The 17,737-nt window shown below is 42.5% G+C and carries 18 protein-coding genes; 2 read left to right on the top strand and 16 right to left on the bottom strand.

The window, feature by feature from the left end; genetic code table 11:
- Positions 1–233: 233 nt before the first annotated feature.
- Positions 234–1,109 (top strand): LysR family transcriptional regulator, encoded by an 876-nt coding sequence (locus BMY14_RS06705; protein ID WP_091830327.1) that lies wholly within the window; start codon positions 234–236, stop codon positions 1,107–1,109.
- Positions 1,102–2,163, top strand: coding sequence for a [citrate (pro-3S)-lyase] ligase (gene citC / locus BMY14_RS06700; RefSeq protein ID WP_091830325.1), 1,062 nt, complete (start codon positions 1,102–1,104; stop codon positions 2,161–2,163). The genes BMY14_RS06705 and citC overlap by 8 nt, the downstream gene beginning before the upstream one ends.
- Before the next feature lie 948 nt (positions 2,164–3,111).
- Here citC and BMY14_RS06690 read toward each other — a convergent pair.
- From BMY14_RS06690 to BMY14_RS06615, 16 genes are all read right to left on the bottom strand, one after another.
- Positions 3,112–4,206 (bottom strand): NAD(P)/FAD-dependent oxidoreductase, encoded by a 1,095-nt coding sequence (locus BMY14_RS06690; protein WP_091830323.1) that lies wholly within the window; start codon positions 4,204–4,206, stop codon positions 3,112–3,114.
- A 91-nt stretch (positions 4,207–4,297) separates the two neighbouring features.
- On the bottom strand, positions 4,298–5,782 hold the full coding sequence (locus BMY14_RS06685; protein ID WP_091830322.1) for an NAD(P)/FAD-dependent oxidoreductase: 1,485 nt from the start codon (positions 5,780–5,782) through the stop codon (positions 4,298–4,300).
- Between the two features lie 25 nt (positions 5,783–5,807).
- The gene (locus BMY14_RS06680; protein WP_091830320.1) at positions 5,808–7,715 is read right to left on the bottom strand and encodes a molybdopterin biosynthesis protein; all 1,908 of its coding nucleotides are present in this window, start codon (positions 7,713–7,715) and stop codon (positions 5,808–5,810) included.
- A 42-nt stretch (positions 7,716–7,757) separates the two neighbouring features.
- Positions 7,758–8,984, bottom strand: coding sequence for a molybdopterin molybdotransferase MoeA (locus BMY14_RS06675; RefSeq protein ID WP_091830318.1), 1,227 nt, complete (start codon positions 8,982–8,984; stop codon positions 7,758–7,760).
- A 3-nt stretch (positions 8,985–8,987) separates the two neighbouring features.
- A complete protein-coding gene (locus tag BMY14_RS06670) occupies positions 8,988–9,683 on the bottom strand; it encodes an ATP-binding cassette domain-containing protein (protein ID WP_091830316.1) in 696 nt (231 codons plus the stop codon).
- A complete protein-coding gene (locus tag BMY14_RS06665; RefSeq protein ID WP_218144883.1) occupies positions 9,670–10,359 on the bottom strand; it encodes an ABC transporter permease in 690 nt (229 codons plus the stop codon). The genes BMY14_RS06670 and BMY14_RS06665 overlap by 14 nt, the downstream gene beginning before the upstream one ends.
- 75 nt (positions 10,360–10,434) lie before the next feature.
- Positions 10,435–11,328, bottom strand: coding sequence for an ABC transporter substrate-binding protein (locus BMY14_RS06660; RefSeq protein WP_091830314.1), 894 nt, complete (start codon positions 11,326–11,328; stop codon positions 10,435–10,437).
- 46 nt (positions 11,329–11,374) lie between these two features.
- Positions 11,375–11,803 carry an MOSC domain-containing protein gene (locus tag BMY14_RS06655; protein ID WP_091830312.1) on the bottom strand — a complete coding sequence of 143 codons (429 nt, stop codon included), beginning with the start codon at positions 11,801–11,803 and terminating at the stop codon, positions 11,375–11,377.
- 58 nt (positions 11,804–11,861) lie between these two features.
- Entirely contained in the window at positions 11,862–12,836 is a 975-nt protein-coding gene (gene moaA / locus BMY14_RS06650; protein ID WP_091830310.1) for a GTP 3',8-cyclase MoaA, read from the bottom strand.
- 2 nt (positions 12,837–12,838) lie between these two features.
- Complete coding sequence (locus BMY14_RS06645; RefSeq protein ID WP_218144882.1) at positions 12,839–13,591, bottom strand: HesA/MoeB/ThiF family protein; 753 nt, start codon at positions 13,589–13,591, stop codon at positions 12,839–12,841.
- A gap of 1 nt (position 13,592) precedes the next feature.
- Positions 13,593–13,814, bottom strand: coding sequence for a MoaD/ThiS family protein (locus tag BMY14_RS06640; RefSeq protein ID WP_091830306.1), 222 nt, complete (start codon positions 13,812–13,814; stop codon positions 13,593–13,595).
- An 88-nt stretch (positions 13,815–13,902) separates the two neighbouring features.
- Positions 13,903–15,156, bottom strand: coding sequence for a hydrogenase formation protein HypD (hypD, locus tag BMY14_RS06635; protein WP_091830304.1), 1,254 nt, complete (start codon positions 15,154–15,156; stop codon positions 13,903–13,905).
- A gap of 32 nt (positions 15,157–15,188) precedes the next feature.
- Positions 15,189–15,530, bottom strand: a complete 342-nt coding sequence (hypA, locus tag BMY14_RS06630; RefSeq protein ID WP_091830301.1) for a hydrogenase maturation nickel metallochaperone HypA — start codon at positions 15,528–15,530, stop codon at positions 15,189–15,191.
- Between the two features lie 34 nt (positions 15,531–15,564).
- Positions 15,565–16,647 carry a hydrogenase large subunit gene (locus BMY14_RS06625; RefSeq protein ID WP_091830299.1) on the bottom strand — a complete coding sequence of 361 codons (1,083 nt, stop codon included), beginning with the start codon at positions 16,645–16,647 and terminating at the stop codon, positions 15,565–15,567.
- The gene (locus tag BMY14_RS06620) at positions 16,634–17,224 is read right to left on the bottom strand and encodes an NADH-quinone oxidoreductase subunit C (RefSeq protein WP_091830297.1); all 591 of its coding nucleotides are present in this window, start codon (positions 17,222–17,224) and stop codon (positions 16,634–16,636) included. The genes BMY14_RS06625 and BMY14_RS06620 overlap by 14 nt, the downstream gene beginning before the upstream one ends.
- Positions 17,221–17,733 (bottom strand): 4Fe-4S dicluster domain-containing protein, encoded by a 513-nt coding sequence (locus BMY14_RS06615; protein WP_091830295.1) that lies wholly within the window; start codon positions 17,731–17,733, stop codon positions 17,221–17,223. The genes BMY14_RS06620 and BMY14_RS06615 overlap by 4 nt, the downstream gene beginning before the upstream one ends.
- Positions 17,734–17,737 lie beyond the last annotated feature (4 nt).

The raw sequence follows: 17,737 nt of genomic DNA, 5'->3' as shown, positions 1-17,737 counted from the left end.
ATATTAAATTTTCTACAAAGTATATGTCATTACTTAAATTAAACAAAAATTTATATTATTTGTAAAATTCCTATTTTTCTTATAATTCTATTCTAAAATAGAATGGAATTATTCTTTGCATTTTCTTATGCTATGGATATAATGAAGATACAAACTAGTCAAAATTAGAATGGACAATTATATTTTATTTTAGAAATTGTTTTGCATGTCGTAAAAGCTTAGAAAGGGAAAAAATGGACGAACGTGACTTTAAATTACTGACTACATTAAACAAGACCAGAAATATTACTCAGGCTGCAGATATTTTATATATTTCACAATCATCCCTATCAAAACGTATTCGAGTCATTGAGCGAGAACTCGGAGTATCTCTCATGTTGCGTTCGCGCCAAGGCATACACTTCACTGCAGTTGGCGAAGCTGTTCTAAAGCACACTTCTGAAGCAGCCAAACAATTAGCACTTATGCGCAAATCTATCGACGCGAACCGAAATTACATATGTGGAACATTAAACGCCGGTGTTTCCATCAATTATGCTCTTTTTTGCCTTCCTGACTTTTTGGTTTCTTATCGGGGAAAATATCCTCACGTAAATACGTGCATTACTACGGATCAAAGTCGCAACCTTTATCTGCAATTGCAAAATGGCATCATCGATGTTGCTATTTTGCGAGGTGAATACAATGATTGGAAAGGCGAAAAAATTTTATTAAGCAGAGAGAAAATTTGCGCCATTTGCAACCAGCAAAATGAAAATACGTCTTTAACCGAAATTCCTTACATTGGTCGGAAAACTGATGCGGACTTTGAAAGGGAATTGGCTCAATGGATGCATGAAAATAACATTCGACCTGAAGAACATGGCATTTATGTCGACAATATTATCACCTGCGTAGAAATGGTACGCCGGGGACTAGGATGGGCAATTGTACCGGAAATTTGCCTAAAAAATTTCAGCGGCTGCGTACATCAACTTTTCTTTGCAAACGGAGAACCCCTTATTCGCTCAACCTACATCATGTATTCAAGTCAAATTCTTGCTCTGCCACAGGTCAAAGCTTTTATTGATTTAATCAAAAATTCACAGGAGGGATTTCCTTATGTTTGACTATAATGTTTCTAAAATTTATTTATCAGATAAAGCAAGCCTTCAGCAAATCGATTTGTTGCTAGAAGAAGAAGGTATCCACCGTGATAAAAATCTTGATTACATTTGCGGAATTTATGATGATGATATGAAAATCATTGCTACAGGCAGTTGTTTTGGTAATACCCTGCGTTGCCTCGCTGTAAGTAATACCCATCAAAGTGAAGGACTTCTAAATAAAATGATCACTCATCTCGTTGAATTCGAATATGCTCGCGGTAATTGTCATTTATTTCTCTATACAAAATGTAATACCGCCAAGTTTTTTGATGACTTAGGCTTTTATGAAATTATCCGCATAGAAGATCAAGTGGTCTTTATGGAAAACCGACGTAATGGCTTCGCTGATTATCTACATGCACTTTCCGATAAGAAGCAAAATTCTCTGGTTTCTGAGCAAAGTAAAATCGCAGCAATTGTCTTGAATGCCAATCCTTTTACTCTAGGTCATCTGCACCTTGTAGAAAGAGCCGCATCAGAAAATGATATTCTACATCTCTTTATAGTGAGTGAAGATGCTAGTTTGATTCCTTTTTCCATCCGAAAGAAACTTGTCATAGAAGGAACTTCCCATCTGCACAATATTATTTATCACGACAGCGGGCCTTACATTGTCAGCAATGCCACTTTCCCCAGTTATTTTCAAAAGGATGAAGTCGCTGTCATAAGCAGTCAGGCTGAACTCGATTTGGAGATTTTTAAAAAAATATCATCTGTATTAGGCATCCATTGTCGTTACATAGGGGAGGAACCATTAAGTCAAGTTACCGGAATTTATAATCAAATTATGCACGAAAAACTACCTCAAGCAGGAATTGACTGTATTGTGATTCCTCGAAAAAAAGCAAAAGGCAACATTATCAGCGCTTCTATCGTAAGAAAAGCACTCCAGGATGACGCTATAAATGTATTAAAGAACCTTGTACCAGAAACAACTTGGCGCTTTTTCCAAAGCAAAGAAGCACTCCCCATCATCCATAAAATCAAAAATAGCGGAAATGTTATACACTATTAAAATTTACTTAAAGGAGAGTCTCAATGATGCTGTGTGCTGAATCTATAATGGTACCATAAATTAAAACATTTTCTGAACACGATTATAATGAATCTTCTATACTGAAATTCAGAAAGCGGATTCGTTATATCCCTGTACGGAGCCGACTGTGTTTTGGGCTTGTGTCTTTTCGATTCTATCCAGTGTATTTTTTGCATTTCAGTTCCGATTGTGAAGCCAACTCATCTTCCCACCAGACCGGATTTTTTTTCTTATAGTATCTTTATTAACGAAAAAAAACACGCCCCCATTGTTCCTTAGAAATGTGAAGGCTAATAAAATAAACGAATACAAATATTTGAAATATCTGTTTGACATACTTCCGCATATCCCGTTTATGAGAGAGCCCTAACTTAAAAAAATCACCTTCCGTGAAGTGAAAAAATACAGCAAATAAGCAAAAAGAAACACCCAAGCGATTTTTAAAATCACCAGGGTGCACGTTCCTTTTAACTCCGCGTTGGGGGCCAACTCATTGTCTCCATAATCAACCGGACTGCATCAGAAAAACCTTGTCAATAATATACATCCATTCCGCTCAGAATCATATAATTATATTCATCATCAAGTTGTTCCAAAGTTTTCTCCAAATCCAAGGGCAATGTGCATTTTTGATTTGCTTCTGATATGCAAGGACTTTTTCGCTGGCATGAAAATATTCACTAGAATATTTCCTTTATTCCAATTTTAATAAAATCATCCATATTTATTTCTCCTTAAATAAGTATCACCAATTCTGATAGTATAACACTTTCTCGCATGTTACGAATATCTTTCATGATACCAAGAAAAGAGACTGCCACACGTGATATTGATATGCTCCCCCTATATAGGACACTGAAATATAAAACCATACCCACCAATACAAACGTTAGCAAATCATTGTTATTACGTCTACTTATGATCGTGCTAATGACATAGGCAAGACGGAACTGGATCCTTTCGCCCACACACGGCACCCGCAAAACCATTGTCCGTTTTTATCAAGGCGCAGGCTTTTGGACAGCCGATGCAAATAATGTCAGAATTGGCTGCATTTCCTGTTCTTGAAGAAATATGTTTCGCCCTTTTTGTAATTTTGCCGCTGACAACAAATTGTGCTGCAAGCCTTCCGGTTTCTTCCGCTTCAAGCGTTACATCATCGACAGCATCATGGACATAACAAGCATTTCCGCATAAGAACAGCCAGTCTGGAAGTCTGCCATCGGAATAAACTTCTTCCGCTAGCTCGCGTTCAGGAATCAAACCGATTGAGGTAATGAGCGTATCGCAGGCTAAAAACTCCTCCTGTTCGTTGAACAAATTTTTTATCGTTACGCCTGTAATCCTGTTTTTTCCGTGAATTTCCGTAACGGTACAACGGAGTTGTAAAGGAATATGATATTTTTCAAGACAGTGAACCCTGTTCCGTTCAAGACCGCCGCATTGTTTCTCTTTTTCGATCACCGCAAGTACATCTCTGTTCAAAAGTTTCAACTGCCTCGCCATGATAAGCCCTATGTCGCCCGAGCCAAGAATAACAAATCTTTTCCCAATTTCATAGCCTCCAAGGTTCATCATTTTCTGTGCCATGCCGGCAGTAAAAATCCCAGAAGGTCGTGTCCCTGTTAAGGGGATAGTCCCAAGAGGGCGCTCCCGACAACCGGATGCAAGAATTACAGCTTGTGCTTTCACCTCCAAAAGGCCGCACTTTTCTCCGCTTAAAACCAGCACCCCATCCGGCTTAAGCTGGACAACGGATGTAGCTACAAATACATCTATATTGGATTGTCTAATTTTTATAGCAAATCGCTCTGCGTACTGTGGACCGGTGAGTTCTTCGCCAAAATAGATGAGTCCAAAGCCGAAATGTACACATTGCCTCAGCACTCCGCCGAGTTCTTCCTCCCGTTCAACAAGGAGAATATTTGAGACACTTTCTTTTTGCGCACGAAGCGCCGCTGCCATCCCGGCAGGGCCGCCGCCGACAACGACAAGGTCATATTTCATAGTTACTGAAGCCATCCTTTCACAACAATTCTATAAGATACTCTATAGGAACAACCAAATCGTTGACTGCAATTGAAGTGTTACGTTTTCAAAAAACACTACCGTTTCAAAATTTTTCATTCTGAATGATATCTGAGCCAGGGCCATCTTTATTGACCGAATCGACTGAAACATTTTGTTCGCGTGCCAGAAGCTCCATAATTCGCTGTGTACAGAAACTTCCCTGGCACCTTCCTGAGCTTGCTCCTGTTCTCCGTTTCACTCCGTCAACGGTCACGGCGCCTGGATGACGATGTATACTGTTTATGATTTCCCCTGCTGAAATATTTCTGCATCGGCAGACAATCTTACCATAGGCAGAATTGTCTTGGATGAGATTCGCCCGTTCGCTAAGCGACAAGTCATTCAGCCTCAGAGGGGCTGTCTCCTTCGGACGGAACTCTGTGTTAACCTCCGTGCCTAACATGGATGCCATTCTATCGGCTGCATAGCATCCCAGTTCATTTGCACAAGTGAGCCCTGGCGTCTTTATGCCGATAAGACTTAAAAACGCCGGATTTTCTTTCGATTCAATAATGCTAAAGCTATGGATTGCCTTTTCCATCGGCACATATAATCCACTCTCGGAATCAAAACTCACATAGTATGGATTTGGCCTGATTGCGCCGAATGACCTGATTACATGTTTCATCGGCAGATCGGGAACAATCTCTGAGATAATAGATTTAAGTTTTTCAATGCTGGCACCAGCGGTTTTAAAAATATCTTTTTCATCTGATTGATTTTTTGTTGAACCAATGAGAATATTGCCTTCAACTGTTGGGACAAGTGTCAACCGTTCCTCCCTTTCTTCCGGTTCGTAAAAAACAACGTGTTGAATGTAGTGACCTGCTTTTGTATCAAGTACGATGTAATCTCCCGAATCCGGAAAAATTCGCACAGAAGGTTTCTCTACTTTTTCTAAAATTTCATCCGCGTACATACCCGCACAATTAATCACGCCCCGCGCAGAAAAAGCGGTGTTTGCCGAATAGACAACATAGCCATCTTTCTTTTTCTTGATTTTTGTTACTTTTGTGTTCAACATAATTTTGACGCCATTGCGGACTGCGTTTTCCGCCGCAGCCAGACCAAGTTCCCACGGTATAACCGTTCCGGATTCCGGAGCATAAAGCCCCCGCCGGACATTGGCACAGAGCTTCGGTTCAAGTGCCAGAATTTCATCTCGATCAAGCAGTCTAAGTCCCCTGACACCGTTTGCCAAACCTTGTGACAGCTTTTTGCGCAATATTTCTTCCCCTTTGGGACCACAGCAAACCATGATAGAGCCGCATTGTTTATAGCGAACCGCGAGTTCAGTGCACAAAGACTCAAAGCTCTGCGCTGCATGGACACACATTTGACTTTTTAAGGTACCTGGTTTTGTATCGCAGCCGCTGTATACAATCGCTGTGTTGGCTCGGCTGATGCCTGTGCATAAATCTTCACGTTCTTCAAGGACTGCCGTCTTCAGACGATATTTTGCAAGGTTCCGGGCTGTAAAGCAGCCCAGTATGCCGCCGCCTATTACAATTACGTCAAAATCATACATGCTCAAAGCCTCCCATAAATCCCATTTACAAATTGATAATTTCTCCCAAATGGTCCCCGGTATATCCGCCAAGCTCAGTGAGCTTTTCCTTAAATTCCTCACTTTTAAGTATACTGATAAAAGCTTTCACACATTCAAGTTCCAGATACTCCTTTGGTATAGCAAAATCATATTCTTCCAGTCCTACAGGCACAAAATCTAGTCCCATTGCCTTAGCTGCAGACTGAATTCCCAGTCCAACGTCTGCACTTTCACTTTGAACCAACGCGGCAACCGCCATATGTGTTGTCATCTCATTGGCATAGCCGTTGATTTCGGCAGAATCAAGTTTCGCTTTTTTCAGCATAAAATCAAATAGAATTCTGGTACCCGCTCCTCTTTGCCGGTTCACATATCGGTTTTTTTTAAGATCTTCAATTTTGTGGATATCCAACGGATTGCCTTTTTTTACGATAAATCCCTGCACTCTTCCAACGCCCCGGATGATTGCCACTTGATTGCTGAACATCTGCCTGATATACGTAACATTGTATGCTCCCGTATTCTCATCTAGCAAGTGAATCGGCGCCATATGCGCTTCGCCGCGTTTTAGCGCCATCAGCCCCCCCATACTTCCCACGTGTGTACTGGATATATACATATTTTTATATCGGTTCGGCATCATATCCGCAATTACATCGATCATCAGGTCATGACTCCCGATGATCACCAAAGTATTTCTAATTTCCTCAAGGCTGCGATATAACTCAACTCGAACCTTTTCCCCCGCTTCCAGACCTTCACTGTTCTGCTCAATCACGCAGAAGCCATCCGCACGTACCAGTGACATAGCCGCTCCGGCACCACGTGCTAAAGGTGCAGCAATAATTTTTTCTCCTACGCTGCCAACTTTCACGTGAACATATTCTTTATGCTTCAAACTGGAGACAATACGTTTTGCCATAATAGCCTCAATGCCTGTTTCCTTTGCGATCATTTTTTGATCCAAATACATACTAAGAACTGGAGATACAAAGTTTTCAAACCCGATATAAGCCGACACAGGATAGCCTGGCAGCCCAATGACTGGTTTATCATTTACAATGGCAAGTATAACCGGCTTCCCAGGTTTTATCGCAACGCCATGAATAATGACTATGCCCAGTTCTCTTAATACATGAACCGTAAAATCCTCTGTCCCGGCACTTGATCCAGCATTTACAATTACTAAATCATACTCTCTAGAAGCGGCGGCAACTTTTTCTTTTATCTTATCGTAGTTATCTTCGACAGGCGGGAACCGAAAAGCAATTCCGCCCTTAACATTGACCATATTTTCAAACATACGGGAATTGGATTCAATAATGTCGCCTTCCTTAGGTTTTTCAGTAGGTTCAATAATTTCAGTGCCTGTAGGGAAAATGGCAACCCGCGGTTTTTTAATTACTTCAAGGTTCAGTATACCCGCGGACAGCAACACTCCAATATCGATAGGACGGATCAAATGGTTACTCGGCAGGATCATTTCTCCCGCCACAATATCTTCACCAATCGGGCGTACATGATCCCACGGTGCAGCCGACGCAATAATTCTTAACTTTCCGTCACCCAGTTCGATCAAATCTTCCGCCATGATTACAGCATCATAAGGGGGAGAAATCGGATCACCTGTATCGATAATCTTATAATCCCTGCCGGGCACCAGATCCAACGGTTTTCCCTCCGAAGCCCCGTTTGTATGCGAGGAAATGACCATGACACCATCCATGGCCGCAGCATTATATAATGGGGAACAGTATTTTGCATAAACCGCCGATTTTGTAACCCGGTTCAGTGCCTCAATCGTAGGTATCGTTTCGCTGGATGCCGCAATTTTACCTTTGAGCGCATCAATATAAGTTGATAAAGCTTCTTCTACAGGGGTATTACTTAAATATAAATTTCTATTTCCCAAATTTATAACCACCTTTCAGGCGTCAAGAGTCGAGTTGCTTTGTTAGATTAAAAACACTTTAACGATTTCGCCTTTGTGAAGTCCTTCCTTATTCATGTCAATCAATGTATATCCATTGGCGGCTGTCAAAGTTGACATAATGCCTGACTTGCCAAATATTGGTTCAGCAAAATATTCTCCTTCAAAATCACTCAACCGGACCATCTGACAGGTAGTTTTACCGGGAGCGCTGCCGACATTCGTTTTCAGCTTTGCGTAAATGTATGTTTCATCATTTTTCCCAATCAGTTTGTTTTTGACCCATATGACAATAAGCTCAAAAATGATCATGGCAGCGACAGGATGTCCGGGAAGCCCGATAAGTGCTGTACTGCTCTGCTTGTCATAGCCCAAAATCGTAGGTTTTCCCGGTTTTATGGAAATTCCATGTATAAATACGCCCGGTTCCGATAATGCATCAATTACTCGTGCTGTCAGGTCCTGCTTGCCTTGCGAACTGCCTCCCGAAATCACCACAATATCGCTTATCTGCATCGAATCAAGCACTGCCGATTTGAGCAGTTCTTCCTCATCTTTTAGAACGTAAGTTGAAACCACATCAAACCCGTTTTTCTTCGCAAGGGACTCTAACGCATACGTATTAATATCCCGAACCTGTCCCAATTCAGGAACTTTGTCCAATGATACGAGTTCATCTCCAGTGGAAATAATTGTGAGTTTAAGGGATGTATAAATACTTACACGGGAAATTCCTGCAGATGCGAGTGCGCCAATTGCCTGCGGATGCAGCGTTGTGCCTTTTTTTAAAATCACACCATTACTTTCCACATCTTCTCCAATATTGACCACATTTCTTCCCACTGAAACGCTGTCGTACACGGCTATACTTTCCAAGCTAAAAGGTTCACAATATTCCACCATGACGACGGCATCTGCTCCTTCAGGAAGCATACCGCCAGTAGGCACATAGGCACACTGCCCACTTTTCAGGACGGATGTCGCTTCATGGCCAATCCGAATTTCCTCTACGTTTTCCAGAAAGGCAGGTATACTCTCGCTTACACCCTGGGTATCCCTGCTAAGTACCGCATATCCGTCCACAGTGGAACGCCGAAAAGACGGAATAGGAGAGAGACTTCGGATATCTTCAGCCAGCACCTGACCTTCCGCATCCATAAGCTTCACCGTTTTCTTATCATGCTTTCCCATCAAATAATCCAGAAGTTTTTCTCTTGCAGATTGTAAGGTATTTGTCTGAAGTAATTCCATATGCTACCTCTCTTTCAATAATCCAAACACCTGTCTTTGCACATAGGTTTTTACGATTGGATTTTGAGAATACAAAAAGACTTGCTCTTTCTTTCCTGATTCGATCAACCGGCCGTTAGCAAAAAAGTGAACGGTGTCGCATAGTTCATTGATAATATGTGGCTGATGACTGATAAGGACCCACGTAATACAGCATGCTTTTTGAATTTCCAAGATCAGGTTTTCAAAAAGTTCCAGACTTTCAGCGGACAGGTTTGACAATGTCTCATCGATAATCACAAATTCCGGTTTGAAAATCAATGTCCTTAAAAGGGAAAGTTTCTGCTGCTCACCACTGGATAAAGATCTCGCATACTGCTTCTTTTTCTCATATAAATCGTATTTTTTGAGCATAGTATCAATTTCAATTTCATTGGGCTTTATGTTTCTAATTTTAAGCGGATAAATTATATTTTCATAGACGGAAGTATGAAGCATATATGGTTTCTGAGCCGTCATCGTTATACTTCGCGAATCCAAACCATCATAAAGAATTTCACCTGCATCAGGCTTCAAAATGTCCGCTATAAGCTTGGCCGTTGTAGTTTTCCCGCTGCCGTTTTCGCCAATAAAGCCATGAATACAACCACTTTCAAGTTCCAAATATGGTATATCAATCGTAAACTTTCCCAACTTCTTTTTAAGATTAATAATTCTCATTTTCTAACTCTCTTTTCTGGAAGCTTTCAGCCGCCCATTGCAGAATAAATGCAAAAACAAGCAAAAGAACGCCCAGTGTCACCCCTTCAGTATATATACCCTGGCTTTTCAACATGGAAATCGCCGTCGTCATCGTTCTTGTCCGATCCTCAATATTGCCGCCAACCAGCATGACGGAACCCACTTCGCTAATGGCACGGCCAAAGCCGGTCACAATTGCAAAGTATATTTCATTCTTCATTTCCTTTACAATCAATATCTTAGTCTGTCGTTTGCTCGCCCCCATCGTGACTGCAAACGCCCGAACTGCCGGCGCGGTATTTACCGCATAGGAATAAACCATACTGGTTATAATAGGCGTTATGATGATAATCTGCGCCAAAATCATGCCTTTTATTGTAAACAAAAGGGACAGCATTCCCAAAGGGCCGTTTCTCATTAAAAGCAAATAAACAAGCAAGCCCACTACCACAGGCGGGATACCGAGCAGCGTGTGATTGACTCTTATAAGAACTCTCTTGCCCGGAAAATTATATTGTTCCAAAAGAAGGCCCAGAGAGATCCCCAGAAAAGAAGAAATCGTGACTGAACACACTGCCATAACCAGCGTTACTCTAACCGCGTCGCCTATCCCTGCATCCGTAAATACCTGTATTGCTTCATTTATAATGTCCACGAAATCCCCCCGTCACTTTTGAAATAAATACTACACAAGCAGGAGATGTTTTAACATCTCCTGCTTAAATGCACCTTATGAGTTTGTACCGGCATTCGGTGTAAACAATGCCTGACCATATTTATCTACACCGTATTGGGCAATAATTTTCTGAACTCTGTCTGAACAGATCCAGTTGATAAAATCATTAGCGGCCTGATTATTTACTTTCGGATATTTCTGAGGATTCACTGCAATAACTCCGTATTGATTTTTTAGCAGAGTGTCACCCTCGCAAACAATATCAAGATCAATGTTTACAGTGGAGTCCTTTTTTATTTTTAACCATGTGCCGCGGTCAGTAAAGCAGTAGGCATTTTTCTCATTGGCCATTGTGATAGTGTCACCCATCCCCTGACCGGACTTCATGTATTTTTCATTTGTTTTTGGATCAATTTTCAATGCAGCCCAGATCGCTTTTTCCGCTTTATCCGTTCCGGAATCATCGCCTCTGGATATAAACGACAGTTTTTGGCTGTTAATCTGGGTAAACACGGTTTGAATGTCTTTGGTAGCTTCGATTGGCTTGGACGGGCCGACTACAACAAAATCGTTAAACATCACCGGATAGCGCTTTACTCCATAGCCTTTTTCTACAAAATCCAGTTCGCTGGCTTTTGCATGGCAAAGCACAATATCAACATCGCCGTCCTGTCCCATTTTCAAAGCCTGGCCGGTACCAACAGCAGTCCACTGAAGGTTCCATCCGGTATCCTCCAGAAATATTGGGGCAAGATAATCAAGTAAACCAGTATCCTGTGTGCTTGTCGTTGTCGACATAAGCAATACGCCTTTTGGCACGGCAGCAGCACTGGAACTTTGACTTTGGCTGGAATTGGAACCAGCATTTTCATCCGTCTTTTGCCCACAACCTGCAAGTATAGTCATCGAAAATAACATCATCAAAACAATTGCCATAAATTTTTTCATGCTTTTCATCCTCTCATTTCAAAACGACATGGATTGCTGTCTGAAATTAGATTATCTCTAGATCGTCCCCCTCAGTTATGGTTCCGCCGTGAAGAACTTTGGTAAATACGCCTTCCCGCGGCATGATGCAGTCACCCATAATCTTGAAAATCTCACAGCCATTATGGCATTCTTTCCCGATTTGAGTGAGTTCCAGTATCACTTCGTTGCAGCGAAAGCGGGTTCCTATCGAACAATTTCGAAAGTCAATTCCCGTGACAACCAGGTTTTCTCCGAAATCACCGTCCTTGATTTCAGCCCCCTTCGCTTTGAAATCTTCGATTTTATCGAAGGAGAGAAGACTTACCTGCCGATGCCATTTACCCGCGTGTGCATCCTTTTCAATTCCATAATCTTCTATGAAATTTGCCGTGTGCACATTCCTTTTTTGAACACCCTTTATTTCACTGATACATACTGCAACTACTTGTCCCATACAATCCACCTTTACTTTCTGGCACAGTTATGAGCCTGATCGCTTCATAAAATTCACCTCACCCACCAATTTGAAACATGGACTTCATTTCTTTGCCGACAACAAACTCCTCGGCAAAATGATGTTCTCCAGGCTTACTCTCAAGTACCTGTAAAATTGCAGCTATGAGTTCATTATCAGATTTTCCTGTTCTTAACATCTCCTTTAAATCCATCCCAACATCATACTGCAAGCAGGTTTTTAGCTTCCCATCCGCCGTCAATCTCAGTCGGTTACAGCTGCTGCAGAATTTGTGACTCATCGCACTGATGAATCCTATTTTCCCCTGAAACCCGGCCACACTGTAATAGTGGCAAGGCCCGTTTCCCAAGGTTTCATTAAAAGGTACAAGCGTACCATAAGCCTGTTCCAGTTCTCGCATGACGTCGTTCTCACTTGTAAAAGTAAAATTTTTTCCAAGTCCAATGGGCATCATCTCAATAAATCGAACATGGATGGGATTATTTTTTGCCAGTTCTGCAACCTTTACAATATTTTGTCCAGGTATTCCCTGCGGTACACAATTGATTTTAAGTTTTATATTCGAGTACTTAAGTGCCTCTTTCAGCCCGGAAAAAACTTTATCGAACACATCTCTACCCGTTATTTCTTTATAAAGTACCGGATTTAGTGTGTCAAGACTGATATTAATACCATCGATTTGCAGCTTAGCAAGCTGACTGATATACTCTTCAAGATGCGTTCCATTCGTAGTTAGAGTAACCTGCTCAATCCCTCGCACTTGCTTCAATTGTTCTATAAAATCCATTACATGAAGTCGTACCATAGGTTCTCCCCCAGTAATTTTAATGCGGCGAATTCCTAAACGTGCAAAGCATTCAGCCAAACGAATCATTTCCTCGTATGAAAGGATAGCTCCATGGGTAAGCGGTGTGACTCCGCCCTCCGGCATACAGTATTTGCATCGAAGATCGCACCGATCTGTTACAGAAATGCGCAAATAATCGATTGTTCTGTTAAAAGTATCTCTCATCGCTATTTACCGCCGTTCCAATAAAATTCCCCGTTTTTTCCTGTTTCTGCATTTTTATGAACAGCACAGTTTTTGGCCTTTTCTACTTTAACCTCTTCCCACGTTCCGCTTAACCCATCATAATTCAGCATTCGACCATAAAGGGGTTCGCCGATTCCAAGCAGCAGCTTGATACACTCATTCGCCTGCATACAGCCTATAACCCCTGCAGTAACTCCCAAAACCGGGACGGGCGTTTTTTGTTTTGCTTTATCGTAGCCCAAACAGGAAAGACATGGATAATCCCTGCCGATGTCAATCACATATCCATAGAATCCGAGTACACCACCCTCTACAAGCGGAATATTCAGTTGAATGCACGCACTCGCTACCATGACCCTGGTCTCAATATTGTCTACACAATCCACTACAACATCCGATCCGATAATGCATTCCTCAATATTTTCTTGATTCAGCCTTTTATTTACAGTGGATAACGCCACATCTGGATTAAGTGAGACAAGTTTTTCTTGTGCCGACAGAACTTTCGGTCTGCCAACATCTCCGGTATGATGAAGAAACTGCCGATTCAAATTCGATTCCGAAACGACATCGCAGTCGACAATTTGTATCTTGCCGACACCGGCACTTACAAGATAGGTAAGCACAGGTGAGCCAAGTCCGCCTGCACCAATAACCGTAACCTTGGCTTTTTCCAGTTTTTCTTGTCCTTCCTGACCAATTTGGGGTATTAGTAACTGTCTTTCATATCTCAAATCAGCCACCTCCCACTGGGGGAAATAGGGCAAGAATATCTCCGTCTTTGACGGAAGTATCGATTGGCGAATATACGCCATTAATCAGAAGAATTGCCACCTCTTCCCGAGGTATCCGGAAATAATCTATAATTTCCCCGGCATTTTTAAAATCTTTCTGCTCAAGAAAATACACCTTATCTCTTTTTTCCCTGAACGTTGCAAATAAGCGTACTTCAATCACATCAACCACTCTCCTTTTGATGCTAATGCAGACTTTCGATCCGTTTTATCAACACAAATTTTGTATTACAGGACACCAAAGAGTTCTTTTAGCCGCGATTTATATAGGCGATGCTACAGGCACCTTCACCGGTTACCATACACGGGCCGGCCGGATGTTCCGGTCTGCATCCTCCACCGAAATTAGGACAATACCGAGGCGCCATGCCCATCAGGACATCGCCGCACATACAGGCGTTTTCTTCTGTTGCTTTTATTTGCGGCATAGTCAACCCGAATTTTAGTTCGGCGTCAAATCGGCTGTATTCTTTTCTACATACCAAACGAGACTCTGGAAGAACACCGACGCCGCGCCATGTTGCATCCTTGAGCGTAAATGTTTCTTCAATCAATTTCTTCGCCAACGGGTTTCCCTCTGTTTTGACGACGTTTTCATATTGGTTGATTGCTGTGCTGCTTTCTTTGCCAAACTGACACATGGCTTGCAAAATAGACTGGAGGATATCTACCGGCTCAAAACCGCTGATGACGCATGGAAGATTATATTTCTGTGCGAGCTCCTCAAAAGGAGCTGTTCCGATGACCATAGCCACATGCCCAGGGCAAAGCAAAATATCCATTTTTGAATGTTCCATGACATATTCCATTGCCGGCGATGTGATCCGGTGTGAAGAGAGAATAGAGAAATTTTCGATATTCCCAGCTTCCTGGATTGCACAAGCTGTACCGGGTGCGGTTGTTTCAAATCCAACTGCGAAATGCACCACTTCCGCTTTTGTTTTTCTGGCAAGATCGAGTGCCTGTGAAATATCGTAAACTATTCTGACATCTGCACCGCCAAGCCTGCACTGTTCCAAAGAACCCCATCTGGTAGGCACCCTTAAGAGATCGCCAAAAGTTGTGATAATCACATTCTTCCTTGTCGCCAGTTCTAACCCCATAGCAATTTCTTCTTCGGGTGTTACGCAAACCGGACAGCCGGGACCGCTCAACAACTGAATATTAGGCGGTAAAAGGCTGCGCAAAGAATACTTTGCAATTGTATTTTCATGAGTTCCACAAAAATTCATAATCTTCAATTTGCGTTCATTAAACCGTTTGCTCTCTTTTTCGATTGCGTCTAAAAGCTGCCGTGCATAAGCATCCGACGCAACAATATCACGATAAACTTTTTGTTGGTCTTTTACGATTTCTGTCGCAAAACCGGCATGAACAACTACAGTATCCCCCAGTTGAATTTTCGACAGTAACATGATAGAAACCTTTTTCAGGGCTCCACGAAAACTAACCACCGCAGTTTTTCCGTTGATTTCTACAATCTGCCCAAATGCCGCAATACACATCGTAATCACCGCCTTTTTTTCCAATGTTCATTTTACTCGACTTCCAGACTTTCAATATATAACTCGGATCCGGAAAGAATCTGCATTTTCTTATTGCCGCAAACCGTACAGTCGGAAAATGGAATTCCTGTTTCGTACTCATTCCCGCATACACGGCACCGTACTTTAACCGGAACGCGTTTTATCACCAATTCCGCTCCCTTCAGCGGCGTTCTCTGAACATACATCTCAAAACAGAGCTTCATCGTTGTGTCTTCGACTCCGGTCAATGCGCCAACAACAACCCTTATCTGCAGAACCCGCTTTACATCATGCTCTTTGATCTGCTCATTGATAACGTTGTAAATTCCCCTTACCATCGCCAGTTCATGCAATTTAGTACACCTCTTTTTCGAAAAAATGCATTTGTCACCTTTCCGTGCAAGAAATGCAGGGATCAATGCTGCCAATAATAACTGAAATATCCGCAATCTTGTATCCGGGCATCATGACGTTCAACGCGGCCCAGTTTGGATACGTAGGAACCCTCCATTTAATCCGTTCCGGAATCGGCGTACCGTTTGTGCGCACATAATAAATCAATTCGCCTCTGGGAGCTTCAGATTTTGCAATGGCTTCGCCGGCCGGGATATCAGGCATACAGCCAAGATCGGTAGAGCCGGCGGGCATGTCCTTCAGACCTTGCTCAATAATACGGATGGATTCCGCAGTTTCCTGCAAACGAACCAAAAGCCTTGAAAACACATCGCCGTTTTGCTCGACGGCTGGATTGACCTTAATTTTGTCATATGCGGCATAGGGGTTAACCACCCTTACGTCATAATCGAGACCAGAAGCCCTGGCAACTGGGCCGACGACCCCATATTCAATAGCCTTATCTTTTGGAAGGACGCCGACGCCAACGGTCCGGCGGCGGATGGAAGCATCCGTTCGGCATATTTTCGTTATTTCTTCGAGCGGCTTCTTTAAATCCTCCAAAGTCTTGCTAATATATTTGGACTGTTCGTCGGTGATGTCGTACCGGACTCCGCCGATAGTATTCACAGACAAATTCATCCGGTTACCGAAAACAGATTCTTTCAAATCCTGCATAGTTTCCCGAACTTCCATCACGTGCATAAAAAGCGAATCAAAACCAATGATGTGCGGAATAAGTCCTATGTTGAATAAGTGCGAAGCAATTCGCTTTATTTCATCGGCTATTGTCCGCAAATACTCGGCTCTTACCGGTATCTGGATGCCTGCCAGCTTTTCCAATGCCATACAATAGGTAAAGGGATGGTTATTGGAGCAAAGGGAACAAACTCGTTCCGTCAGCGTCAGATTCTGATAAAAGTTTCTCTGCATCGTGAGAAATTCAATTCCACGGTGTACATGGCCCGCGTTGATATCAAGACCGACAACGGTTTCCCCGTCCACCTGAAGTTTAAAATAAATAGGTTCTTCCAATACCACATGGATCGGTCCAATGGGGATATTATAAGTGCTCATCGGAATTCGCCCCCTTCTGGTTGGCTTCCATAATCCGTTCCCATAAAGTATTGGTGCTGGCACCATTCAATGCTTCTGACAGAGGAATCATCGTATGGTCTTGCATATAAATATCTTTATCCAGAAACAAACGTTTCGGATTTGGATGCCCCTGAAGCTTGATATTGAAAAGCTCCTGCATTTCCCGCTCATGCCAATCTGCGCTGCGCAGTATTGGAGTAATTGAGTTCACGGTTCTCTGGTCATCCGGCAAGGTGATCGCCGCCGTCAAATTAATCTCATTAAAGTAGAAATGATAATTTATGACAACCTGAATCGATTTTCCCTGTTCCATATTTTCTGAATCGACTGGCACTTGTTCAACTAACGGCGACGGGGTATTAAGCGGAGAAATCGTCATGACTCTCCCTTTGAGCTCTGCCACAACTTCCGCAACTATTACAATATCATCTGGAGCTGCCAATTTGCACCAACCACAAACAACGCCTTTTCGGTCGATATCCCACTTCAGCTCGAATGTTTCTCCTAAAGTCTGCGTCAACAGGCTCTGAAACTGATCCATTGCCTCTTTTTTCATAGTTTGGACACGCCACCTTTCCATAGAATTTTCCTGCGGCATTGTGGACACATTTTGCTCAAACCTCTGATGTCGCCTTCCTTGCCGTAAATTTGTTCCACCATTGCCAGTGAAATCGGCACAATCGGTTCTCCGCAGCAGGTACAGGGCTGCTTTTTAACAAAAGTCTTTTCAACATAATTGTATTTATCCGCTTGCAAATGCGCGGTATGATAATCATTTGTCAGATGAATCGCTTTGGTTGGACAGTAATATTCACAAAGGCCACAGAAGGTGCAGGTATCGTGCCACACAACAAAATCAATACCTTTTTTATCTTCTGACTCCTGCATCTTGATGGCTCCGCCCGCGCAGACATATTCACACAGATGGCAGGCCACACAGGCATCAGCATTATGCACGATCTTTCCCCGCAGTTTTTCGGGCGCGGGGGAATCTTCAAAGGGATATTTGATAGTAGACGGGCCTTTGATGAGATTTTTGAGAATGACTTTTAAAAATTTACTCAAGTAT

It is taken from the genome of Propionispira arboris, from assembly GCF_900109225.1.
GTDB lineage: Bacteria > Bacillota > Negativicutes > Selenomonadales > Selenomonadaceae > Propionispira > Propionispira arboris.
The sequence above is the reverse complement of the archived record's forward strand: the minus strand, read 5'-3'. Positions and strand labels throughout refer to the sequence as shown.